The sequence below is a fragment of the Anatilimnocola floriformis genome (assembly GCF_024256385.1).
Classification (GTDB): domain Bacteria; phylum Planctomycetota; class Planctomycetia; order Pirellulales; family Pirellulaceae; genus Anatilimnocola; species Anatilimnocola floriformis.
This window is the reverse complement of the sequence record NZ_JAMLFW010000001.1, coordinates 3579711-3602029: the sequence shown is the minus strand read 5'-3', so window position 1 is coordinate 3602029 and position 22319 is coordinate 3579711. Positions and strand designations below refer to the sequence as shown.

Sequence of the window (22319 nt, the reverse complement as noted above, 5' to 3'; positions counted from 1 at the left end):
GCTATTGCCGATGTGCGTCCAGTTGCTCTGAATCGCCCTGCTTCAAGCGATCGCCTAAATTCTTGTCTAAATCGTGTCATAATCAGGTGACGATAAATGGGTTCCTTAAAATTCCAAGATTGCGTGTCATAATGGCGAAGAGGGCGAGTAACTCGAAGCGTTCAGCGAAGAGCAATCGATCGAATTCAACGGAGAAGCAATTTTCAGCGGCTGCCACGCCCAGCGAAGTAAACGAGACAGACCGCCTTCCGGATTTTGTGAAGCAGCATTTGCAGCAACTCGCTCAATCCGAAGAGAACAAACTGACGCTGCAACCGCTACCTGACCATTTTCGAATGCTTGGCAGACTGCCGCTGTTACCACCCCTCGGCACGCACAGCGGAATGGTGCCAGATGAGTTTACGAGCCATCCGTTGATTAAGGGAGAGTCCTTCTACACGCTTCCGCCGGGACTACTGCAGTCGATCGAACGACACGCAACGCAAGTAACCAGAGAGAACAATTTGTGGCCGCTGGAAAAGAGCCTGGCCGCAGTTTGCAATGATCATTCACATCAGGTGGGTTTCAAGCAGACTCAACCGCTTCATTTTTCGTTGTTGCGTCCCTCAAAACCTTTCGGCTTGACGGCTGAACTCGCCCGCAATCTGGGCTGGAACGAACTTAATGTGGCACAGATCGGCCAAGTCAACCGAACACTCGATGAGCGGTCGACGTGGATAAATACGATCGCGCGTGGGTATGCCGGGTGGCTGAATACCAACGCGGAATTCCGGCGCGAGCGGGATGAAGTATTCGCATCCGGCCCGAGAGTTGTGAGTCTTATGCCTGACGCCAACTCCGAGTCATCAGGCGATTCGTTGCCGAAAGTTGCCCAAGAGTTTTTAGTTCGATGGCGCCTTTTGGGAATGGCAGGTATCCGGCTTCCCATTCCCATGCGGCCAATGTTGAGCGGTGATTTTCCGACGTCTATTCTTCGCCAACTCATTGCAGCTGGCGGGGTGTTCAACCTACCCGATATCTATCCTATTCCAAGTCGAGACGCTCTTCGTTCGATGCTGGAAGAGGCGGTTCGCGATTCAAAACCGGAGTATTTGAGTGAGTGGATGAAAATTACTCAATCCAACAATCTCACGAAGGCTCCAATTGCCAGATTTGCACGATTGCTTGAAGTTCAGCATTACTGGGAACTGCTCTTCGAAAGACACGAAGCTCACGTGAAAGGGGAGATTACCCGACTACGGGAAGCAATCGCCGACTTCCTAGGCACGACCGACGACAGTATCAAAAAGGATCTACAATTTCTGCGTAATAAGCTTAGCAGGTCCTGGCCAAAGCTCGGCTCCAACTAGGCATCCGTAGGCATGTATCTAGCCGGCGGGGAAAACGCTTCCACGCGTTTTCCCTTACCGAATTATTCGGAATTGCAACACTAACCCCCAAGCAGTTGCGGTCGTCTACCGCAATCTCGCGTTCATCTGCGACGGGGGGCGAAAATGTCGGTGGACATCAACATCAACGGTGTGGGGCATGTGTCGCCCGCAAAGTTCTCGGAGCTATCCGGCCTTTCTCTGGCGACGGTCCATCGCCGCCTTGCCGATGGAACCCTTCCCAAAAAGCAATATGGCGGAAAACGCTGCCGTGTCTTGATTCCGTTAAGCGCGCTCTGCTCGCAAACGCGTGATCAACAGGCAGCGGTCACCGCCTCAAAAGCCAACCAAAACATAGTTCAGCCAGTGCGCAGCGGCAAAGCCCCGCGCTGGATGAAGAATCCATCCAAAACAGAGGAGCAATAATGCCAAAAGATCGAAAGTACGATCTGATACGTTGTCAGAACTTTACCTGGACGCTTTTTCAGCGAGGAGGCGTGTGGTACGCCGACGGCCGAACGAACGAGATTAATCCTGGTCGCCATTCATTGGGGACACGTATCCGCGCCGAGGCTGAGCAAAACGTTGCCGCCCTCGACACTACTCGTGCAATCGACCTTGGACTCGCAAAACCGGCCCCAACTCACTCGGTTAAGACGACGCTCACTCTCCTTGCCGGTCGACAGCTTTACGAGGAATACCTGGGCCGACCTCGAATCAGCGGTGGTGTAAAACCATCGACGAAGAAGCGCTACAAGACAGTTTTTGACAAGTTCTTGGAGTTTGCGCAAACCAACAACGTAACCGCGTGGAATGACGTCGATAAACGGATTCTCAACCGCTACGCGGCTCATCTGGAGAGCCGCGACTACAAGACAAAGACGCTTCGCAACGAACTAACGACGCTAGGACAGGCGATTCGATGGCTGGTTGAAGAAGAACACCTTACCGGATACGAGCCGCCGAAACTAAAACTGAAAAAAGTCGAGAGTGAGCGAGCTTATTGCTACGAACCCGCCGAGGTCTCTGCAATGGTCGCCCACTGCCGGGAGCGAAGCGACCTCGACTGGATGGCAAGTGTGATTACCGGATTAGCTTGCACCGGCCTGCGGATCTCAGAACTTGCCGCGTTGCGGTGGTCCGATATCGATCTTACACGTGGAATGCTCACGCTAACCGACGAAAGCGGCAGGGGGAGCGCCAAAAGCAATCGCCAACTCAAGAGCGGTCGCAGCCGATCTCTACCCCTACACACCGATTTAAGTATCGACCTGCAGAAATTGACGCGACGCGGAACCCTTGTCTTCTACGGTCCGCGCGGCGGAAAGCTGAAGCCCGACACGGTCCGCAACATCCTAATTCGGGACGTCCTCACACCGCTTGTGAAACATTTCCCGAGCACAGCCGGTAAGAAGTCATTCGCCGATGGTCGGCTCCATAGCTTTCGGCATTACTTTGCCTCAATGTGCGCAAATCAAAGAACGCCCGAGCGCGTTGCAATGGAGTGGCTCGGTCATGCAGACAGTGAGATGGTTCGGCATTATTACCATCTGCACGACGCTGAGTCGCGGCAGCAGATGGCGAAGTTGGTCCTTCTCGGAGACACCAGTCAGCAACCTCCTGGTGATTTAATCGGGGTTGCACCAAAACCAAAAGCCAACCAGCCGACCGTTGAAGAGTAGTGTGGCGAAGTCGTGATTGACCCACTGATTGCCCCAATCGACTGGGGCAATCAAACATGTCGCCGCAAAAGAAGTCCAGCAAACAAGTTAAGACGACTGCAAACAGCGAAGCGGAGGGCAAGGGACTCGAACCCTCAACCCCTTGCGGGGCAACTGATTTCGAATCAGTCTCCTAGCCATTCGGATACCCTCCGGGCATTACTGCCGCGAACATGTATATCTACAACACGGCGGCAGCTTCGGCAAGGTGTTTACATCGGTTGCTTCACGGCGTGGATTCCAGCAGGCGGTGGGTCGGGACCGGTCGGCCCGGTTGGAAGGATTGGGTCTGCTGGATTTCGAGCCGGGCGTGGTATTTCTGACAGATTTGCTCAAGAGCGGCGTGAACCTGCTGCGTCAGGTCGGCGGGGAGCATGGCCACGCGGGCGTTGACGATGACTTGGGCCGATTTCACCTGGGCTCGCGACGGCAGCGAAAGCTCCGGGGGTGAGAAACTGCTGACGAGATTGGCCACCGCATAAACCCCGTCGGCCAAGCCGATGGTTTTGAGATGGGCGGTTTCGCTTCCTTGCCTGGCGAGCGATTGCGCGAGGGTTTTCACCAGGTCGAGCAGTAGATCGTCGAGCGAGAAGGGCTCGGCGGCGGTGATTTTCAAGCTGCTGTTGAGCCAACCGAGTTCGGCTTCGCCGGCGGCGTAGACGTCGTAATCAACTTCCATGCGGCGACTGCCGAAGCGCCCACGCTGGTCGATCATTTCTAGAAACGGGACAAAGCCGTTGCCGGTTTTCGCCGAGAGTCGCAGGACGGGCGTGCCGGGGAAATCGCGTTCGAGCAGATCCGTCAGTTCGCTGATTTCTGCCGGCGAGAGTTGATCGACGCGGTTGATGACGATGAAATCGGCTTCCTCGAGTTGCTTCCGAAAGATGTACGCGGCCTGTGGCGAGAAGCCGGCCCGCGGGTCATTCCGCAGAATCCGTCCGCCGTGGCTCGGCTTGAGGAGCACGCCATACGGCGCGACATCGAACTGCGTGGCGAAGAGTTGTTGCAGTGGACGAACAACGGTCGCGACCAGATCGGTGCAGCTGCCGACCGGTTCGGCGAGGATCACATCGGGCCGTTGGTCAGCGCTCAGTTCGCCAACGGTCTTTGTCAGCGCATTGAAATTGCAGCAGAAGCACGAGCCGGGGACTTCGCCGACATCGAAGCCTTGGGCTCGCAAGCTTTGGGTATCGACCAAGTCGGTGGCCTGGTCGTTCGTGACGATGCCGACCTTCAAGCCTTGATCTTGATAATGCCGGGCGAGTCGGCCGATCGTGGTCGTTTTGCCGGCGCCGAGGAAGCCGCCGAGCATGATGAAACGGATGGCGGACGAGGGAGTGGCGGTCATGGGCGATACGGAAAGCGGGAGAGGATCGGGCAACTCGGCGGTGCGTTGATTCTAAATGCACCAAGCCGCGACTGCGAGATCATCGACCACAAGCCTGAAGCGCAAGCGAAGGGGCCCGAGTGAACCCTTCGCTTGCGTTTCAGGCTTGTGACCGCCGCCGCCTAGCCTTCGCCACCTTCGTCGCGGTTCACCGATTCGACGAGCACTGCCGTTTCGTGATGTTCGTGGTTCACGATCTTGATGATCAGCAGGCGCAGGTGCTCGAGAATGTCGTGCAGTTCGGCGTCGCTCGGCCGGCAAGCGTTTTCGAGTTGCAACACCAGGCGGTGGGCCTCCGAGCGAATGACTTCGTGTTCCTGCTGCAGCCTCACCACTTCGTGGGCGAACTCCGGGTGAATGTAGAGCAGTATCTCGAGCAGCCCGTGATCTTCTTCCAGACGGAAGAGTCGCCGTAGATGATCTTCGAGAAACTCCGCGCCATGCTTCACGCAGTTGAGCGAATCGAGCGACGGCTGGCATGCCGTTTCGCTCATCGTGACTTTGAGTGCGTGGACGATTTCATCGACCGCGCGAATCTCCGACGCAACCTGGTTGCTCCCAGCAAAACTCTGGGCACTGCCAGCAAACCCTTGCATACTCCCGCCAAAACCTTGATTGTTGGCGTCCATGATCCCTGCTCCTCAGCGAGCCAAAAGAAGTCGCCATCCCAACCGGCCTCGCGGGCTGGGATGGGCGAAGCGAAGCGGACACTTACACCCATCATTCTTGCGGTTGGGGCGAAATAGACAAATTACTTCGATGTAAGGCGGGGGGAGGGAGGCGAGAGGCGGGAGGCGAGGACAGGAGGTTGGGTGATGGGGTGATGGGTGATGGGTGATGGGTGATGGGTGATGGGTGATGGGTGATGGGGCGTGCAGCTAGCAGGGGCGGATTGAACTTCGCGCATTGGCGGGATCCTTCTACACTCCCGCGCGCGAATTTCCCTAGCTCCTAGTTCCTAGACCTCAGCCCCCTCCCATGAAAAAGAACACCTCGCTGCTGTTCGTCATCATCGCTTTGCTCGGCGGTGGTTACTTTTTCAAGGAACCGCTGCAAGCCCTGCTGAAGAATCTGCCGGCTGCGAATGGGCTGCCGACGACGAACACCACTTGGACCCAACCGCCGCCGCCGCGGATTAACTCGACCGGCACGATTCGGATCGCGTCGTTCAACATTCAGGTCTTCGGCGAAAGCAAAATCAACAACCCCGAGGTTATGCCGATCATCGTCGACATCCTCAAGAACTTCGACGTGATTGCCATTCAAGAGATTCGCGCGCAGCGCGATGTGTGCGCCGAACTGGTGCAAATGTTGAACGCCGACGGCAAGTATCGCTACAGCTATGTCGTCGGCCCGCGACTCGGCCGCACGGTGAGCAAGGAGCAATACGCGTACATCTTCGACATGGCGAGTGTCGAGGTCGATCCGAATCAGCTTTACACCGTCGACGATCCGAATCGCTATCTGCATCGGCCGCCGCTCGTCGGTTGGTTTCGCACTCGCGGACCACAGCCGCAAGATGCGTTCACTTTTTCGCTGGTCAATGTCCACACCGATCCGGACGAAGTCGATCGCGAGCTCGAATGGCTCGACGATGTGTTTCTCGCCGTGCGCGACGACCAGCGCCATGAAGACGACGTGATCATGCTCGGCGACTTCAACGCTCACAACACGCGACTGGGTCAGCTCGGCCAACTGCCGAACCTGGTGTGCGTCGTGAATAACACGCACACCAACACGCGCGGCGACAAGCAGTACGACAACATCCTTTTCAGCCGCGTCTCGACGACCGAGTTCAGCGGCCGCGGCGGCGTGTTTGACTTTTTACGGCAATACAACTTGTCGCTCGAGCAAGCGCTGCAAGTTTCCGATCACCTGCCGGTGTGGGCCGAGTTCAGCATCTACGAAGGTGGCCGGCCGGGGAGCATCGCCAAGGGAAATGGCAATCCGGTTCAGTATTGAACTCTTGGGGCTAAAAATTCGGCCGGCTCGTCCGACGACATGCTCTAGCTCTCCGCTAATCGCCCCCCCTTTCGTACCCCTGGAATATAACAGGTGATGAAAACTGCCGTTTCTTTCGCAAGTCGTTGCTAAGGAATGGTTAATGGCAAAAATTGCCTGCGATATCGCATCTCGAATATTGCACTTTATCGTAGCTAATTTGGGTGGCTTTAGATTGGCCTGTTGAAGGCGAAAATCGACCATCCGGCAGCACATCGACGCGGCAGAACTGACATCTCTGGTCCGGCGTAAATCCGCCACGCTATCGTGGGGAGGGCGAGGCTCCTGCCGAGCCGCCGAGGTGGAATTGTGAAGGCCGCCGGCGACAGCTTTCGACCGGCGCAGCTCGGCGGGAGCCTCGCCCTCCCGAGCTCAACGCCAGACAGGCTTGGTCGAGTGGAAGCAGCCCTTGTCGCCTTTTTCTAAGCCCTGTATCATTACATGTTTCCGCTGCAAGCATCCAGCGGAGCTATGGGCCGCCAGGGTAGTGCGTGCCGCCAAAAAAATAGGATTTTGAGAGCCATGCAAGACGAAATTCACCCAAATTATGTCGAGTGCGCGGTTACGTGCAGCTGCGGCAATGCGTTCAAGACGCGGGCGACGAAGAAAGAGCTGAAGATCGATATCTGTTCGGCCTGCCATCCGTTCTATACGGGCAAGCTGAAGTACATCGACACCGCCGGCCGTATCGAGAAGTTCCAGAACAAGTTCCAGGCCGGCCAATACGCCAGCCTCACGAGCAAGCCGAAGAAGAAGGTCGTTCCCGCCGCCGACGAGTAGCGGCCAGCCCCCACCCGGATTGTTGCTGCGTGCACGCTGGTTTTGCCGCGAGCACGCAGAGTCGTATAAGGGATTGGACTGCACCTCTTTTTGCAGTCCGTGGGTTGGGGCAAGCGGAAATGCCGGCGCCAGATTTGGGCGGCCGGCAACGCGGCATTTATTGACATTCCGCCGCGGTATTTTCTGCCCCTGCTTTCTCGCTGAAACAGGTGCATCATGCGTGACGATCTAGAAAAACAGCTGGTCCGGTTCGAAGACCTCGAAAAGCAGATGTCTGACCCGGAGGTGCTGGCCCAGGGTGCGAAGCTAGCCGCAATCGCACGCGAGCACGGCACACTCGCCAAAGTGGCGACCAAGTATCGCCGCTTCAAACAGCTTGTCGCCGAAATCGAAGAGCTGCGGAAGATGCTGACCAGTCCCAGCGAGGAAGAGCGCGAACTGGCCGAAGCAGAACTCCCCTCGATTCGTGAACATCGCGAACAACTCTGGGGCGAACTCCTCGACATGACCGTCGGCGGCGAAGACGCCAACCGGTTGCGCTGCGTGATGGAAATTCGCGCGGGTGTGGGCGGCGACGAAGGTGCGCTCTTTGCCCACGACTTGTTCCAGATGTACAAGCGGCACGCGGACAAGCGCGGCTGGAAAGTCGAAATCATGGAAGCCTACCCAACCGAAATGGGCGGCTTCAAAGAAATCATCCTGACGATCGAAGGCGAAGGAAGCTACCGCGAGCTGCAATACGAATCGGGTGGCCATCGCGTGCAGCGCGTCCCCGAAACCGAAGCGAAGGGGCGCGTGCATACCTCGGCGGCCACCGTTGCTGTGCTGCCGGAAGTGGAAGACGTCGAAGTCAACCTGAAGCCGGAAGACTACCGCATCGACAAGACTTGCGCGAGCGGCCCTGGTGGTCAGCACGTGAATAAGACCGAGTCCGCTGTGCGGCTCACGCACTTCGAAACGGGCGTGGTCGTCTTCATGCAAGAAGAAAAGAGCCAGCACAAAAACCTGGCCAAGGCGATGCGGATTCTGAAGAGCCGCGTGTATGACATCTATCAGCAGCGCGACCGTGCTGCTCGGGCTGCCGAACGCAAGTCGCTCATCGGCAGCGGTGACCGCAGCGAACGGATTCGGACCTACAACTTCCCCGAAAACCGCCTGACCGATCACCGCATCGGCTTGACGCTTTACAAGCTCGATCAAATCATCGCGGGCGAACTGCAACCCGTCACCGACGCGCTGATCGAGCACGATCGCAACGCACTCCGCAGTGCGATGGGTGGCCTCGACTAATTCGCAGATTGTTGGGTGGGTCGAACGTACTCGTGAGGCCCACCGAAACCTGCTGATCGTGGTGGGCCTCACGAGTACGTTCGACCCACCCTACGGGATGCGAGGCACGGATGAGCACTGCGGAAACTTGGACGATCAATCGCCTGCTGACTTGGACGGCTGACTATTTCAAGAAGCAGCAGATGGAATCGCCGCGACTGGAAGCGGAAGTACTGCTCGGCTATGCGCTGGGTTGCCCGCGAATCGCGCTCTATACGCGCTTCGAAGAGATCGTTAACGACGAAAATCGAGCGAAGTTTCGCGAGTTCGTGAAGAACCGCGTAGCCGGCATGCCCGTCGCGTACATCGTGGGGAAGAAAGAGTTTTACTCGCTCAACTTCAATGTCACGCGCGACACGCTCATTCCGCGTCCTGAGACCGAACACCTCGTCATCGCCATTCTCGATTCGCTGAAGACCTGGCCTGCGAACTCTGCCTTGCAAGTCGCCGACGTCGGCACTGGCAGCGGCGCGATTGCGATCACGGTGGCGAAGCAAGCGAAGACTTCTCAGGTAACCGCCATCGACGCGAGTAAGGGAGCCGCTGAGGTCGCTCGTAAAAACGCGACTGAATTGGGCGTCGCCGACCGCGTGAAGGTTGTCCTCGGTGATCTGCTGAGCGGCGTGGATCCACAGCAAAAGTTCCACGCCGTGGCAGCGAACTTGCCGTACGTCAGCGATGCTGAATTTGAGCAACTCGACAAGACCGTCAAGGACTTCGAACCAAAATCGGCCCTCGTCTCTGGGCCACATGGAACAGAGTTGATCGCCAAACTCATTCCGCAAGCGGCAGCACATCTTCACGCCGGCGGGCTGCTCGCGCTCGAAGTCAGCCCCATGATCGCCGACAAAGTCGGTGCCTTGCTCAATGCCAATGGCAACTACGAGCCCGCTGCGATTATCAAGGACTTGGCCGGTCACAAACGCATCGTCACGGCAAAGCGGAAGTAATGTCGCCGTAGGACGGACCAGTGGTCCGTCTAAGAGGCGGGTACCAGCGAAATCAGGCGAAGTGCAGTTCTGGCCGGACCAATGGTCCGGCCTACTTAAAGACGCACTCTTTCGCGGAGCGAATGGCGACTATTGCGTCTCGATCCGCACATGCTTTGCCCGAACGGGATAACGCTGCGGTTCGAACAGCGTCTCGGGGCCTTCGCCTTCATCCACGGCAGTGCGGTTGCGGCCGTCGGTCTTGGCTCGCTGCAGTGCGACTTCCAAACGGGCGTAGAGCTTTTCGATGGTATCGCCGCGCTGGATGGAAACGATGCCGGCGCTGATCGTCACGTCGTGCTCGTTCCCTTCGTAGTCGAGCGTCACGGCTTCGAGCGATTGACGGATCCGCTCCATCGCGCTCGCTGCGTTCCGCGGCCCGGTATCGCCGAAGAACAGCAGGAATTGTTCGCCTGAATAGCGCGCCATGCGGTCGAAGCCGCGGTCGGTGCGAATGCCGGCGCCAACGAGGTTGGCGATCGTGGAGAGGAAGCGATCTCCCGCGCGAAGGCCCAGGCGATCGTTCAGGCGGCCGAAGCGATCGATATCGACCAGCGCACAGCTGACGAGTCGCAGCCGCTGCGGATCTTCGCGGAACCAGAGTTCGAACAGATTCTCGAGCCCCATCCGGCTGACCTGTCCGGTGAGGGGATCGAGATACAACGGCTGACCGGAGCCGATCAACTCGCTGCCGCGCAGCCGCTTGCCGAGCAACGCCTGCACGCCGTCGCGATGGTCATGCAGCTGCTCGATCGATTCGCGCAGCACTGTCAATAATTCGCGCAGCCCGAGTTCGCGCTCTTTCTCGAGATCGATGTCGGCGAGCACGGCCAGATGTTGAGTCAGATGCCCCAGTTGCATTTCCAACTGCTGATCGAGCCGATCTGCATCGGCCTGGTCGCTGCCGAGCGAATCGAGGCGGGGCAACAGCAACAGATAGACTTCGTCGAGCAGCAACTGCCAGCGCGACAGGGCATGCTTGACGTCATCCAGCAGTTGCCCCGATGGCGTGGCTTCCAATGAGCTGACTGCCATTCGGGCGCGAACCTCCTCCGAAAGGAGTTCCTCGCGCAGCGGCGTAATTTCGATCCAGAGTTTCAGCAGCAGCGCTTCCCAAAAACTGCCCGGCGGCAAATGGGCCGCAGTGAGCTGCTCGATCCACGCATTGGGAATGTCTTCCAGGTTGGCCGTGGTAGGCGGCGGCGGCTCGGCTTGCTCCCCGCCGAGGGCGGCAGATTTCAGCCGTTGCAGGAAATCGGCTGGTAGCAACGGCGCATCAGACAGCATCACGGCGAGCGCATAGCCCAGGCCGAAGTTCATGATTGCGATGCTGAGCACGAACAGGATCAAGCGCTGCACTCCGACTAATTCCTTACGCCTCAACAATCTACGTCATGCGAATAGGCTTTCTGCCCGATTGCGGCTGCTCGCGGCGGTTGCCAGCAATCGCGACGCAGCGGTCGCTCGCTAGCTGGAAAAGTTTGCGCATCTTCTATGACCGGAATCCCTACAAGAGGATTATCCGTCACAGCCGGTACAGCCGAATCTTGTGTTAGACACCGGAGAATCGGTAGGGGCAGCAAAGTCGTTACGGGCGGAAGTTCTAACCGCGAAACGACACGCTGGCAAAAACTGCGCACTCGCAGCAATGCAACAACACTGGCAGGGAGAAGGCGGCAATGAAACGCTTTTGGCAAGTCTCGACAACGCTCATGCTCACCGCCTTGCTGGCGAACCAGGCTGTGGCCGAAGGCTACGGCCCGCGCAGCTGGAAATCGCACCTGCCGGGCGCCGCACCAACGCCTGCCATCAAGCCCGAATACGAGGCGCCGACCACGGAACTGCCTGCTTCGATCGACGAGTGGGTCGACAGCAAAGCCGTAACGCCGGCCTCGGCAACCGAAGTCGATTCGTCCACCGAACAAACGTCTTCGCGTAAGACCGCTCAAGCCAAAGCGGCCAAGACCGAAGCGACCGCCGTCAGCAATTCGACGGTCGATAGTTCGAAGAAAGAAAAGTTCGCCTCTTACTACGATCAAAACGAACAGCCGCCACCGGCTCCCGGCTTGCTGCAAAACGGCTCGTCGCCCTCAGATCGCGTCACGCCTCCGCCCTTTGTCGATGAACCTGGCCCGGCTTACTCCGGTGCGATGGGTGGCGGCGGCGGCAACTGCAACTGCGACAGCTGCAATGACACAGGTTATGGCGATGCCTGCCCATGCATGCCGACGCGGAACTTTGCCCGCATCGAATACTTGATGTGGTGGGGCCGCGGTCGTTCGACGCCGCCGCTCGTCACCTCGGCCTTTGCAGGAACGCCCGTCGCCGATGCCGGCGTGCTCGGTCAACCCAACACCACCGTGTTGTATGGTGGTAACGATATCGGTACCGATTGGCGGAGCGGTGCTCGCTTGACGGTCGGCCGCGTGCTCGACAAAGAAGGCGAATGGATGGCTGTTGGACGGTTCTACGGACTCGGCGACAGCAGCGACAGCTTCCATGCCGAGTCGGCCGCTGGTGATCCCATCCTGGCCCGGCCCTTTTTCAATGCCGTGTTGCTGCAGAACGATGCTTTGCTCGTCGCTTACCCGGGCTTCGTCGAAAACGGCGTGATCGACGTCCGCTCGCGGAGCACGATGCTCGGCGTCGACGCTCTTGTCCGGCACATGGTGCTCGGCGAAGAAGACCTGACAGTCGACCTGGTCGGCGGTTATCAATTCAGCCGGCTCGACGACAGCTTGGACATTCGCAACTCGGAAACGGTCGTGCTCGATCCGAACGGCATCATTGCCCCGGGCACCGCGGTTTCGATTCGCGACTCGTTCAAGACTCGCAACGAATTCCACGGTGGTGTGATCGGTCTGGCTACTGATGTCTATCGTGGCAACTTCCGCCTCGAAATGCTCGGCAAGGTCGGCTTCGGTAACCAACACCAGACGGCCACCATCAACGGCAACACGACGTTCACTCCGCTTGTGGGGCCTGCGACGAACGATCCGCAAGGGTTGCTCGCTCGGGCCACGAACAGCGGTGTGTTTTCCCGCGACGTCTTCACCATCATTCCCGAAGCCAACTTCACGCTCGGTTACCAGCACAAAAACTGGAACTTCTCGCTCGGCTACTCGTTCATGTACTGGAAGGACGTGGCCTGGGCCGGCGATCAAATCGACCCCCGCGTCAACCAAAGCAACCCGCTGGTTGGTGCTCCGCTGCCGGCCTTCCAGTTCCGCAACACCGACCACTGGCTGCAAGGCTTGAGCTTCGGTGCGGAATATCAGTTCTAAGAATGATTGCTTAGGACCGCTTGAGAGAACCCAAAGCTCCCTCGACCTTTTGGTGCGAGGGAGTTTTTGTTTCTTGATGGCGTCGCGTGGAAGAGCGTTACCGAGCGACCGTTTTTCGCTCGATCTGCAGCAGTGGTTTCGCTGCCGGTCGACCGATGTGCGGCGCGGGGATCTTGGAGGGACGGCTTGGTTCGGTCGGTTCGATGACTTCTTCGGCGTTGCGTGAAGAGCCGAACAAGCTAACCTTGGCCGTTCGCAAAAAGCCGCGTAGCGTGCCGAAGGTGGCGGCGACGGCACTTGGTTCATGACCGCAATGGACCAGGCAGTCCTGGCAACGGCTGTTGCCGCTCGCGCGACCGAAGGCGTCCCAATCGGTTGTTTCCATCAGCTCCTTGAACGACTGCACGTAGCCGTCGTTGAGCAAGTAGCAGGGCTTTTGCCAACCAAAGATGTTGTAGGTCGGGCTGCCCCAGGGAGTGCATTCGAGGTCGAACTTCCCTTGCAGGAACTCGAGGAACAGGGGCGTTTGATTGAACTGCCACCGCCGCGGTGAGTTGTTCAGCATCTGGCGGAACAAACGAAATGTTTGTTCGCGGGCGAGAAAGTGCGATTGATCCGGCGCCTTCTCATAGCTGTAGCCGGGCGAAACCATCATTCCTTCGACGCCGAGCTTCATCATCTCGTCGAAGAAGCCACGCATCCGTTCTGGATCGGTGCCGGCAAAGAGCGTGCTGTTGGTCGTCACGCGAAAGCCCTTGGCTCGCGCGGCGCGGATTGCCTCGACGGCGATGTCGTAAACGCCTTCGCGGCAAACGGCGTGATCGTGTTCTTCGCGCGGGCCATCCATGTGCACCGAGAATGCCAGGTACTTGCTCGGCTTGAACTTGGGCAGCGCGGCGACGAGTTTCAATGCATTCGTGCAGAGATAAACGTACTTCTTTCGCGCGACGAGCCCTTCCACGATCTTGTCGATCTGCGGATGCATCAGCGGTTCGCCGCCGGGGATCGAAACGATCGGCGCACCACACTCATCGGCGGCCTGAAAACATTTTTCCGGCGAGAGATCGCGGCGGAGAATATCGGCGGGGAATTGAATCTTGCCGCAGCCGGCGCAGGCCAGGTTGCAGCGAAAGAGCGGTTCCAGCATCAACACGAGCGGATAGCGCTTCACGCCGGTGAGTTTTTTCCGCAGCACATAGCTGGCCACGGTCCACATTTGACTGATCGGTACGGGCATGTTCACTCCATTGTCGGCTTTCGCTCCGCGAAAGCACGCGTCTTCATGACTCGGACGGCAACCCCGCGGTGGCACTCTCTTGGAACAAGACGCGTCCTTTCACAGAGTGAAAGGCGACTTTATCCCACGACGCGCAGCCGCGCTTGATTGGCTGCATGTTCCACATTCGGCGGCGATTTGCCAATGGCCCGAGCGTATGTGGCGAGCGCTAGCAGCGGGAAGTAGATCGGATAGGCGTGGTACTTCAGATAGAACACGCGCGGGAAACCGGTTCCCGTGAATTCCTCTTCGGCCCAAGTGCCATCCTCGCGCTGTTGCGCGACGAGCCACTCCACGCCCCGTTCTACGGCAGGATGATGAGCTAGCCCCGCCGCGATCAAACCAAGCAGCGCCCACGCGGTTTGCGACGGAGTCGCCGGCCCTTGGCCGCGGAGCTCAGGTTTTTCGTAGGTATCGGCCGACTCACCCCAACCGCCGCTGGCTTGTTGGTAAGTCAACAGCCAGTTGGCGCCGCGCTGCAGCATCGGATCATCGGCTGCGATGCCGATGCCTTGCAAACCGACGAGGACTTGCCACGTGCCATAGATGTAATTCACGCCCCAACGGCCGAACCAACTGCCGTCGGACTCCTGCGTTTTTCGCAGATAGTGCAGTGCGCGATCGACTGTCGGTTGCCCTGGCTTCGCACCCCACAGCGCGAGTGCTTCGAGCACGCGGCCGGTGAGATCGGGCGTGCTCGGGTCGATCATCGCATTGTGATCGGCAAACGGTACGCGGCAGAGAAACTCGCTGTCGTTGTCCTTGTCAAAGGCTCCCCAGCCGCCGTCCTTGTTCTGCATCGCCTGCACCCAGCGACGAGCGCGTTCGCCAGCGGCGAGCGCCGAACGCTTGCGCGTTTCGGTTTCGTCGACGTGCATATCGCTGCTGGGCCGAGGATTCTGCGATGACGATTTTCGCTTGGCGACGAACGCGGCTTTGTCGGAATGCTTCAGCAGTTCCTTGATCGCGATCATCACCATCACGGTGTCGTCGACATCGGGATAAAAATCGTTGTGATGCTCAAAGAACCAGCCAGCCGGCGAGGCTTTGACGTTGTTCGCCCAGTCACCCGTGCGCGTCACTTCCTTTTCGAGTAGCCAATCGACAGCAGCCGTCAGCGGTTCATCGCCGATGGTCAGGCCGCTCGCGGCGAGCGCTCGCACCGTGATTGCGGTGTCCCAAACGGGCGACAAGCAGGGCTGCAGATGCGCAGAGTTTTCTTCCTCGATAGTGAGCCCGGCGAGTTGCTCGTAGTTGTAGCGAACTTCGGCCGAATCGTCGTCATAGCCGAGGCATTTCAGAGCAATCACGCTCCAAACGATCGGCGGAAAAATCGCGCCCAGGCCGTCGCTGTGCGCAAAACGTGTGGTCATCCACTGCGTGGCCGATTTCAGCGCCATCCGGCGCAGCGGTTTGATGCGGCGGCGTTCGAGCCATTTGATCGCTTGATCGGCGCGGCGGAAAAAGTTGCTCCAGCGGAACCAACCTTTTTCTTCCTGCAAACCGGGGCACTGCAGCTCGGCCCATTCGTGCGGCGGTTTGATGAACAGTTCGTTCATGCAGCGATCGGGCGGCAATTGGCGCGCGGGGCGGTGTGCCCACATGATCGACAGCGGCACGACGATCGTCCGCGACCAGGCGCTCATTTTGTAAAGATTGATCGGCGACCAGTTTGGCAGCAGCACCAGTTCTGGCGGCACGGCTGGGCATTGGTCGTACGAAATTTGGCCCAACAGCGCGAGATAAAACCGCGTGAAGCTATTCACCGCATCGGCGCCACCGGCTGCGCGAATCGCCGCGCGGGCCCGCACCATGTATTCGGCGTCCTTGTCGTGCCCGGTGAGCTTGAGCGCAAAGTAAGCCTTCACACTGCCGCTGATTTCGAGCGCACCACCGGGATACATCGCCCAGCCGCCGGTCGGCAGTTGTGTGTCGATCAGTCGCTGAGCACACTTTTTCGCGATCGGCTTGGTTTCACGTCGCAGCCACGCGAGTAACAGGATGTACTCGCTCTGCAGGATGCTGTCCCCTTCGAGCTCTGCGCACCAGAAACCGGCCGGCTGCTGCTGATCGAGCAGCCACTGTCTCGTCTGCTGAATCGCCTCGGTCAGCCCTGCTGGTTGGGCATTCTCAGCCTGCGGCTGGGGCGATGTTGTCTTTGAGATAAAGTGCGGACGTGGTACGCGAATAGGCTCTGGGGCTGACATTCCCTCGAATCCTCCTTGCTGGGCGTGACGACATCGCTCGTGGCAGGCGGTTTCCGAACCACACGCTAGCAATGCCCTGGCCAGACAACTTGACGTATAAGGAATCAGCCAGTGACCTACAAGATCAATCGCGTTGCGCTACAATGAATTAACGAGGGAGTAGTGTAAAAGTCCGTAAACTCCGCCGGCAGGGCGGGGGCGATTAGCAAGAAAAATAAATGGCCGACGACTGGGACGATTTTGATACGCCGGAAATGCCGGCCGACGATCCGCAAACGGCGGAAGCCGAAGAGCTGCCGCTGCCATCCGATGAAGAGGTCGATGCCGCGCTGAATGCAGTCGCCGATGAACCCGCCGCCGATGCGAACATTCCCCGCTATGAGTTCGCCTTTCGCCGGGCGGCGGCTAAGGTGCGCGAGTTCCCCCGCACGCCGGGTGTCTACCTCTTCAAAGACACCGCCGGCGTCACGATCTACGTCGGCAAGGCGAAGAATCTCCGCAGCCGGGCCGGCAGTTACTTTCTGATTGGCGCGCAACGCGAATGGCGAACGGCGGATTGGGTGCTCGACATTTCCGATGCCGATTACATCGAGTGCGAGAGCGATGTCGACGCCCTGCTGATGGAAGCCCGGCTGATTAAAGACATTCAGCCAAAGCACAACAAGGAATTGAAGGACGATAAGACCTTCCCTTACTTGATGATCACCAAGGGGGAAGACTTTCCCCGCGTGGAAGTCACTCGCCAACCGCCCGATCGGGGCGTGCGACTGTTTGGGCCCTTCGCCAGCGCCGGTGCCCTGCGCGGCGCGATGCAGGTACTGCAGAGGATCTTTAAGTTTCGGACCTGCAGCCTCGATATCGAGGAAAACGACGAACGCTGGCGGTGGTTTCGGCCGTGCCTGCTCGCGAGCATTCAGCAATGCACCGCGCCGTGCAACCTGCGGATCAGCAAGGATGAGTACAAGCACGACATTCAACGACTCGTCATGTTTCTCGAGGGGAACAAAAAAAAGCTCCTCAAAGAGATGCGCGAGGAAATGCAAGCCGCGGCGGCGGAGAAGCTTTACGAGCAAGCGGCCCGGTTGCGCGACGAAATCAAGATGCTCGAATCGCTCGATCGCCGCGGCGATATCGATGTTCACGCCCAGCCTGAAGTTTTCTACATCGATCCGAAAAAGGGTTTGGCCGGGCTTAAAAGGGCATTAAAGCTCGCTGATACGCCGCGGACCATCGAAGGAATGGACATCGCCCATCTCGCCGGCGGCGAAACGGTGGCCAGCGTCGTGCAGTTCCTCGACGGCTTGCCTTTCAAGCCTGGTTACCGCCGCTACAAGATCAACAGCGTCGACGGCGTTGACGATTTTCGCAGCTTGCACGAACTCGTATCGCGGCGGTATCGACGGCTGAGCGACGAAAACGAAGTCTTTCCCGATCTGCTGCTGATCGACGGCGGCAAAGGCCAACTCAGTGCCGCCCTCGCCGCGTTTCGCGATCAAGAGATCACGCCGCCGGCCATCCTTTCGCTCGCGAAGCAGGAAGAAGAAATCTTTCTACCGGGCCAATCCGAATCGATTCGCCTTTCGAAGCATTCCTTCGCGCTGCGACTGCTGCAGTACGTCCGCGACGAAGCCCACCGATTCGCCCAGCACTATCACCATCAGCTGCGGCGCAAATCGCAGTTGGGGGATTAAGCTTCGCCTTTCGCTGCGGTTGACGCCTTCTGTTCTGGACCGACGACCAAATCCTCGATTCCTTGCGTATCCGATTTTTGCTTGGGGAGTGGCCTGAGGAGCAGCTTCAACAGCGGCGGCGCGATGAAGGTGGTCACCATCACCATCAGTGCAACGGCGCTGAACATGGGGGCCGTGAATGCGCCGAAGTCGAGTCCCTTTTGAGCAAAGATCAAACCGACCTCGCCGCGCGGCACCATGCCGACGCCGACGACGTACTTGTTGCCGCGAAACCAAAACGGAACAAAGCCAGCCGCGAATTTGCCGATGATCGCGACCACGACGAGCAAACCGCCGAGCAGCAAGGTCGGCCTCGCCGCGGGATCGAGCGGATTGAACGCGCGCACATCGACGGCAGCGCCCACGGCAACAAAAAAGATCGGTACGAAAAAGTGGCCGAGGCTGGCCACTCCTTTTTCAATCTGCTCGTGCTGCGGCAACTCTCGTAGCAGCAATCCGGCCGCGAATGCGCCGATGATGAGCGCCGAGCCGGCGCGATCGGCCAGCCACGCGAGACCGAGCGCAATGATGATCGCCAGGATTGTCGGAGTTCCCGGCAAAGTAACTTTGGCGAGCAGTTTAGCCACGAGCGGCACGAGCCAGCGACCGACGAGCAGCGTGACCGCTAGGAACCCAAAAGCAATGCCCGCCGTTTTCGCGGCCAGCAGCGGCGAGAAACCGGGCCCCGATGCCACTCCAGAAACCACGGCAAGAATCACAAGGCCGATCACATCGTCGATAATCGCCGCGCCGAGAATCACTTGTCCCTCAGGATCCTGCAAACGGCCGAGATCGGACAGCACCCGGGCTGTGATTCCCACGCTGGTTGCCGTGAGCGCGGCGCCCGTGAAGATCGAAACGATATCGGAATGACCTAACGCCCGAGTCACGCCGTATCCCAAGGCAAATGGAAACGCCACACCAGCAAGTGCCACCGCGGTCGAAACGCCGCCTACTTGCAGCAGCTTCTTCAGATCGGTCTCCAGACCGATTTCAAACAGCAGAATGATCACGCCGAGTTCTTTGAATAGCGTGACGATCTCATCGTCGGCCTGGACCCAGCCGAGGAGCGACGCGCCCAGGATGACGCCGACCAACAGTTCACCCAGCACGGCCGGCTGACCAATGCGCTGCAGGAGCGCGCCGCCGATTTTTGCCCCGGCGAGCATCACGACGAGCAGGCTCAAATAATGCAATAAGTGATGATGATCCACGAGATATTTCCAGAGTTATTTCGTTGCGACGGGTAGGAAAGCTGCGCAAGTTCGAAGCGCGCAAAATGCGAGGCGGTTTCGCGGTAACCGCACAATAATCGCCAGAATGGCGCAAGAACCGCGTTATAGGCCGCCGCCGCAAGTAATGAAGAGCCGGAGATAAATCTCATGCTCGGTCGTCGGATGATTGTCGAATAATTTCATCGGGCAAATGGATCCTGGATGTTGTCAGTTTACCCGATGCTGCAACCTTTCGCAGCCGCGCTAACCAAACAGTTCCATGATCGGCTTGCCCGTCGTGATCGGGCGCGAGATGCCGGTGTTGTTCTGCGGTTCATTCAGCGGAATATCGAGCGCGTGATAAATCGTCGCGGCGAGTTCTTCAGGCCGAACCGGATTTTGCGTCGGATATTCGCCGTGCTTGTTGCTCTTGCCATACACCTGGCCACGGGCGATGCCGCAGCCCGCGAGGATCGAAGAAAAGCACGCAGGCCAATGCTGCCGGCCGGGCGGAATCTGCGTGAGGATGGTCGGCGTGCGACCAAATTCGCCGGTGACGACCACGAGCGTGTTCTCGAGCATGCCGCGCTCTTTCAGATCGCTGAGTAGCGCCGATACCGCTTGATCGAGTCGCGGCAAGCAGAAGTTCATACCATACGAACCTTCGCCAAACGCGTTCCCCATCCCCATGTTGCCGCCGTGCATATCCCAACTGCTGCTCGGCGGGCCAGCCGTATCGTGCGGGGCCTGGCCGCACCAACCGTTGACCGTGACAAACCGCACGCCGGCTTCGACCATGCGCCGCGCGAGGAGCAAATTCTGTCCCAGCGGATGCTTGCCGTAGCGCTCGCGCATCTTCGGCGTTTCTTGATCGAGATTGAAAGCATCGCGCCCCTCAGGCCGCGTCATCGCTTCATAACCCTTGGCCCGCAGATCATCCCAATCCGCGCCGCGCGCATCTTTCTTCACTGCGCGACTTTCCAAACTGGCCAGCAATTGCCGCCGATCATCCAGTCGCGCCGGATCTCCCAAATCGTAGATCTCCGGTGGCGTGAATTTCTCCATGGCCGGATGATTCTTTTCGGAACCAACAAAAACCGGCGCGTGTGCAGAACCGAGATAACCGCCGATGCCGATATTCGGCGCGCAAAAGACCGGCGCCCCGACGCACTTGATCAGCCAGGCGTTCGAGACAATGTTCCGCTTGCTCGGCCGATGCTTCGCGACGAACGAACCAAGGTACGGCTGATCGTCCATCACGCCTTCTTGCACCCGCTTCGCCGATTGGCCGCTCAGCAGGTTGTGCATCGCGTCGAAGTGGTTACTGATGCTCCCCGGATGCGTCATCGAGTTGATCAGCGTGAACTCACCGGCCAGCTTCGCCAGCTCGGTATGCATCTCGTTCAGCCGCATCCCCGGCACCTTGGTCGAGATCGGCCGGTACGGCCCGCGAATGGTGTCGGGCGCGTCCGGCTTCATGTCCCAGGTATCGACATGGCTCGGTCCGCCGCAGAGGAGCACAAAGATGCAAGACTTCTCGGCCCGCACCGCTTGGCCGCTGGCGTCGGTCTTATCCTTACCGAGCACCAACCCTGGCATGCCCAGCGACAACGCGCCGAGCCCACCCACCATCAGGGCCTGCCGCCGATTCATCGCGAACTGGTTCGTCTCGAACTCGTTCATAGTCACCTCCTGGTTTGGGCGCAGTATCCCGGAGCCCGAGGTGGATTTCAATTGAAAAAAATCAAAGTTGTTTGATGCGTAGTGCCGGCTTAAATTGCCGACGCTACCCTAATCGTCATGAATTTGTGGCCGTTCTGCAAATCGACCAGGGACGTGTTGAAAATGAACGCTGCGCAACTTGACCTCGCATTGCAGAAGCTGGCCCAAGATTCCTCGTTCGAAACGAAGATCAACGCTCTTCAAGCGTTGGTGAAGTACTGGCACGGCGAGATCACTCCAGCCGATGGATACGCCGACGCGGAATTAGCAGAACTACAACTACCTCGCGCATTGCGGTGGTGGTATTCGTGGGCGGGCAAACGCACAGAAGTCGTTTCAGGTGATGGAGTGTTCGCCTCCGTAGAGCATCTCCTCTCGGCCGATGAATTTGGTCGACTCTGGATTTGGTCAGAGAACCAAGGAGTCTTTCACCGTACCGTTTCGGCGGTTGGCGAAGATCCATTGATTTATCAGAGTGACTGGAACGGGGGAGACGACGGTGAGTGGAAGTGCGAAGGAATGTCCTTGCTCGAATTGTTAATGCAGCTGTGTGTGTTTGAAGCACAGAGCGAATATTGGGGGTTAGCGGACATTGAAGAATCGCAATTGGCGGCCTTCACCGCCAACGTCCCCCGGCTGCCGATTTCACCCTGGCCGGCGTGGGATCCTGCTTACAAATTTGCCATCGGCTTCTTCGTTGGCCGAGGCGTATATGCGACCGTCCATGACTTGGCAGGTGCGTACACTTTGATGGTGCAGGCCAAGTCGCCTAATGAGCTTCAATGGCTTTACGAGTTGATCCCAGCAGAACAATGGGACTCCCGAGAGTTTTAATGACCGCTACCCAATCACCGCCACAAAGTCGTCCGCCAGCCGCGCGAGAACCTCGCGGGTGACATTGGCGGGAACGATCTGCCGGGGCTGGCCAGCCGCTTTGTGATAGCGGCGGAGGGTGACTTCGCCGCCGCGGCGGACGAGCAGCTCGTAGTAGCTACGGCCATCGTCTCCAACCTGCGGCGGGCTTGATCGCATTTGAATCGACACGCTCTCGGAGTCGACTTCGAGGAGCGAGATCGGCTCAAGCAAATACGTGAGCCGTTGCTGAATTTTGGTGCTGAGGGCTTTCAGGCCATCGACCGTGGCGGCGGCCAGGTTGGTCGACTGGTAATCGAAACGCGTAAACGACGCGCCGATATTATCGACCGATTCCAACTGACCTATCACCCGGCCAGTGGAAGTACGAACCTCCAGCTCGCCTCCCAATGGGAAGAGCCGTTGCAGTTCGAGCGCGATGTCTTGTTTGATGTTCATC

The 22319-nt window shown here is 58.6% G+C and carries 19 protein-coding genes and 1 tRNA gene; 10 read left to right on the top strand and 10 right to left on the bottom strand.

The features are described 5' to 3' along the window. The first annotated feature begins 131 nt into the window (after positions 1 to 131). From M9Q49_RS13840 to M9Q49_RS13830, 3 genes are all read left to right on the top strand, one after another. The gene (locus M9Q49_RS13840) at positions 132 to 1349 is read left to right on the top strand and encodes a hypothetical protein (RefSeq protein ID WP_254509346.1); all 1218 of its coding nucleotides are present in this window, start codon (positions 132 to 134) and stop codon (positions 1347 to 1349) included. A gap of 144 nt (positions 1350 to 1493) precedes the next feature. After that, positions 1494 to 1793 carry a hypothetical protein gene (locus M9Q49_RS13835; protein WP_254509345.1) on the top strand — a complete coding sequence of 100 codons (300 nt, stop codon included), beginning with the start codon at positions 1494 to 1496 and terminating at the stop codon, positions 1791 to 1793. Further along, positions 1793 to 3049: a tyrosine-type recombinase/integrase gene (locus M9Q49_RS13830; protein WP_254509344.1), complete on the top strand. Its 1257-nt coding sequence runs from the start codon at positions 1793 to 1795 to the stop codon at positions 3047 to 3049. Before M9Q49_RS13835 ends, M9Q49_RS13830 begins: the two co-directional genes overlap by 1 nt. 111 nt (positions 3050 to 3160) lie before the next feature. On the opposite strand, the gene M9Q49_RS13825 is transcribed toward M9Q49_RS13830, so the two are convergent. The 3 genes from M9Q49_RS13825 to M9Q49_RS13815 form a co-directional block, all read right to left on the bottom strand. Continuing rightward, a tRNA-Ser gene (locus M9Q49_RS13825) sits at positions 3161 to 3242 on the bottom strand. A 72-nt stretch (positions 3243 to 3314) separates the two neighbouring features. Continuing rightward, positions 3315 to 4436 (bottom strand): GTP-binding protein, encoded by a 1122-nt coding sequence (locus tag M9Q49_RS13820; protein ID WP_254509343.1) that lies wholly within the window; start codon positions 4434 to 4436, stop codon positions 3315 to 3317. Between the two features lie 161 nt (positions 4437 to 4597). Beyond that, complete coding sequence (locus M9Q49_RS13815) at positions 4598 to 5104, bottom strand: hypothetical protein (protein WP_254509342.1); 507 nt, start codon at positions 5102 to 5104, stop codon at positions 4598 to 4600. A 349-nt stretch (positions 5105 to 5453) separates the two neighbouring features. Here M9Q49_RS13815 and M9Q49_RS13810 point away from each other — a divergent pair, with 349 nt between their 5' ends. The 4 genes from M9Q49_RS13810 to prmC all read left to right on the top strand — a co-directional run bounded on the left by M9Q49_RS13810 (position 5454) and on the right by prmC (position 9535). Further along, the gene (locus tag M9Q49_RS13810) at positions 5454 to 6437 is read left to right on the top strand and encodes an endonuclease/exonuclease/phosphatase family protein (protein ID WP_254509341.1); all 984 of its coding nucleotides are present in this window, start codon (positions 5454 to 5456) and stop codon (positions 6435 to 6437) included. Between the two features lie 561 nt (positions 6438 to 6998). Next, a complete protein-coding gene (rpmE, locus tag M9Q49_RS13805; protein ID WP_254509340.1) occupies positions 6999 to 7256 on the top strand; it encodes a 50S ribosomal protein L31 in 258 nt (85 codons plus the stop codon). A 216-nt stretch (positions 7257 to 7472) separates the two neighbouring features. Further along, positions 7473 to 8546, top strand: a complete 1074-nt coding sequence (prfA, locus tag M9Q49_RS13800; protein WP_254509339.1) for a peptide chain release factor 1 — start codon at positions 7473 to 7475, stop codon at positions 8544 to 8546. A gap of 110 nt (positions 8547 to 8656) precedes the next feature. Next, entirely contained in the window at positions 8657 to 9535 is an 879-nt protein-coding gene (gene prmC, locus M9Q49_RS13795) for a peptide chain release factor N(5)-glutamine methyltransferase (RefSeq protein ID WP_254509338.1), read from the top strand. Positions 9536 to 9664: 129 nt separating this feature from the next. Here prmC and M9Q49_RS13790 read toward each other — a convergent pair whose 3' ends face one another. Continuing rightward, a complete protein-coding gene (locus M9Q49_RS13790) occupies positions 9665 to 10933 on the bottom strand; it encodes a GGDEF domain-containing protein (RefSeq protein WP_254509337.1) in 1269 nt (422 codons plus the stop codon). A 320-nt stretch (positions 10934 to 11253) separates the two neighbouring features. Between M9Q49_RS13790 and M9Q49_RS13785 the strand changes: the two genes are divergently transcribed. Further along, positions 11254 to 12858: a BBP7 family outer membrane beta-barrel protein gene (locus tag M9Q49_RS13785; protein WP_254509336.1), complete on the top strand. Its 1605-nt coding sequence runs from the start codon at positions 11254 to 11256 to the stop codon at positions 12856 to 12858. 97 nt (positions 12859 to 12955) lie between these two features. On the opposite strand, the gene hpnH is transcribed toward M9Q49_RS13785, so the two are convergent. Beyond that, positions 12956 to 14095 (bottom strand): adenosyl-hopene transferase HpnH, encoded by a 1140-nt coding sequence (hpnH, locus tag M9Q49_RS13780; protein WP_254509335.1) that lies wholly within the window; start codon positions 14093 to 14095, stop codon positions 12956 to 12958. A 119-nt stretch (positions 14096 to 14214) separates the two neighbouring features. Further along, positions 14215 to 16341: a terpene cyclase/mutase family protein gene (locus M9Q49_RS13775; protein WP_254509334.1), complete on the bottom strand. Its 2127-nt coding sequence runs from the start codon at positions 16339 to 16341 to the stop codon at positions 14215 to 14217. Positions 16342 to 16559: 218 nt separating this feature from the next. Between M9Q49_RS13775 and M9Q49_RS13770 the strand changes: the two genes are divergently transcribed. After that, entirely contained in the window at positions 16560 to 18032 is a 1473-nt protein-coding gene (locus M9Q49_RS13770; protein ID WP_254509333.1) for a UvrB/UvrC motif-containing protein, read from the top strand. Here the strand turns inward: M9Q49_RS13770 and M9Q49_RS13765 are convergent. The 3 genes from M9Q49_RS13765 to M9Q49_RS13755 form a co-directional block, all read right to left on the bottom strand. Beyond that, a complete protein-coding gene (locus M9Q49_RS13765) occupies positions 18029 to 19285 on the bottom strand; it encodes a cation:proton antiporter (protein WP_254509332.1) in 1257 nt (418 codons plus the stop codon). The genes M9Q49_RS13770 and M9Q49_RS13765 overlap by 4 nt on opposite strands. After that, positions 19255 to 19455, bottom strand: a complete 201-nt coding sequence (locus tag M9Q49_RS13760) for a hypothetical protein (protein ID WP_254509331.1) — start codon at positions 19453 to 19455, stop codon at positions 19255 to 19257. Before M9Q49_RS13760 ends, M9Q49_RS13765 begins: the two co-directional genes overlap by 31 nt. Before the next feature lie 94 nt (positions 19456 to 19549). Next, a complete protein-coding gene (locus tag M9Q49_RS13755; protein ID WP_254509330.1) occupies positions 19550 to 20968 on the bottom strand; it encodes a DUF1501 domain-containing protein in 1419 nt (472 codons plus the stop codon). A gap of 117 nt (positions 20969 to 21085) precedes the next feature. On the opposite strand from M9Q49_RS13755, the gene M9Q49_RS13750 reads away from it, so the two are divergent. After that, positions 21086 to 21841 (top strand): hypothetical protein, encoded by a 756-nt coding sequence (locus M9Q49_RS13750; protein ID WP_254509329.1) that lies wholly within the window; start codon positions 21086 to 21088, stop codon positions 21839 to 21841. Positions 21842 to 21847: 6 nt separating this feature from the next. On the opposite strand, the gene M9Q49_RS13745 is transcribed toward M9Q49_RS13750, so the two are convergent. Beyond that, positions 21848 to 22318: a hypothetical protein gene (locus M9Q49_RS13745; RefSeq protein ID WP_254509328.1), complete on the bottom strand. Its 471-nt coding sequence runs from the start codon at positions 22316 to 22318 to the stop codon at positions 21848 to 21850. Between the last annotated feature and the right edge of the window lies 1 nt (position 22319).

What these genes read in the sequence shown, in the direction of transcription:
- M9Q49_RS13840 (WP_254509346.1), top strand. Translation starts at nt 132, where the DNA reads ATGGCGAAGAGGGCGAGTAACTCGAAGCGTTCAGCGAAGAGCAATCGA.
- M9Q49_RS13835 (WP_254509345.1), top strand. Translation starts at nt 1,494, where the DNA reads ATGTCGGTGGACATCAACATCAACGGTGTGGGGCATGTGTCGCCCGCA.
- M9Q49_RS13830 (WP_254509344.1), top strand. Translation starts at nt 1,793, where the DNA reads ATGCCAAAAGATCGAAAGTACGATCTGATACGTTGTCAGAACTTTACC.
- M9Q49_RS13820 (WP_254509343.1), bottom strand. Translation starts at nt 4,436, where the DNA reads ATGACCGCCACTCCCTCGTCCGCCATCCGTTTCATCATGCTCGGCGGC.
- M9Q49_RS13815 (WP_254509342.1), bottom strand. Translation starts at nt 5,104, where the DNA reads ATGGACGCCAACAATCAAGGTTTTGGCGGGAGTATGCAAGGGTTTGCT.
- M9Q49_RS13810 (WP_254509341.1), top strand. Translation starts at nt 5,454, where the DNA reads ATGAAAAAGAACACCTCGCTGCTGTTCGTCATCATCGCTTTGCTCGGC.
- rpmE (WP_254509340.1), top strand. Translation starts at nt 6,999, where the DNA reads ATGCAAGACGAAATTCACCCAAATTATGTCGAGTGCGCGGTTACGTGC.
- prfA (WP_254509339.1), top strand. Translation starts at nt 7,473, where the DNA reads ATGCGTGACGATCTAGAAAAACAGCTGGTCCGGTTCGAAGACCTCGAA.
- prmC (WP_254509338.1), top strand. Translation starts at nt 8,657, where the DNA reads ATGAGCACTGCGGAAACTTGGACGATCAATCGCCTGCTGACTTGGACG.
- M9Q49_RS13785 (WP_254509336.1), top strand. Translation starts at nt 11,254, where the DNA reads ATGAAACGCTTTTGGCAAGTCTCGACAACGCTCATGCTCACCGCCTTG.
- hpnH (WP_254509335.1), bottom strand. Translation starts at nt 14,095, where the DNA reads ATGCCCGTACCGATCAGTCAAATGTGGACCGTGGCCAGCTATGTGCTG.
- M9Q49_RS13775 (WP_254509334.1), bottom strand. Translation starts at nt 16,341, where the DNA reads ATGTCAGCCCCAGAGCCTATTCGCGTACCACGTCCGCACTTTATCTCA.
- M9Q49_RS13770 (WP_254509333.1), top strand. Translation starts at nt 16,560, where the DNA reads ATGGCCGACGACTGGGACGATTTTGATACGCCGGAAATGCCGGCCGAC.
- M9Q49_RS13760 (WP_254509331.1), bottom strand. Translation starts at nt 19,455, where the DNA reads ATGAGATTTATCTCCGGCTCTTCATTACTTGCGGCGGCGGCCTATAAC.
- M9Q49_RS13755 (WP_254509330.1), bottom strand. Translation starts at nt 20,968, where the DNA reads ATGAACGAGTTCGAGACGAACCAGTTCGCGATGAATCGGCGGCAGGCC.
- M9Q49_RS13750 (WP_254509329.1), top strand. Translation starts at nt 21,086, where the DNA reads ATGAATTTGTGGCCGTTCTGCAAATCGACCAGGGACGTGTTGAAAATG.
- M9Q49_RS13745 (WP_254509328.1), bottom strand. Translation starts at nt 22,318, where the DNA reads ATGAACATCAAACAAGACATCGCGCTCGAACTGCAACGGCTCTTCCCA.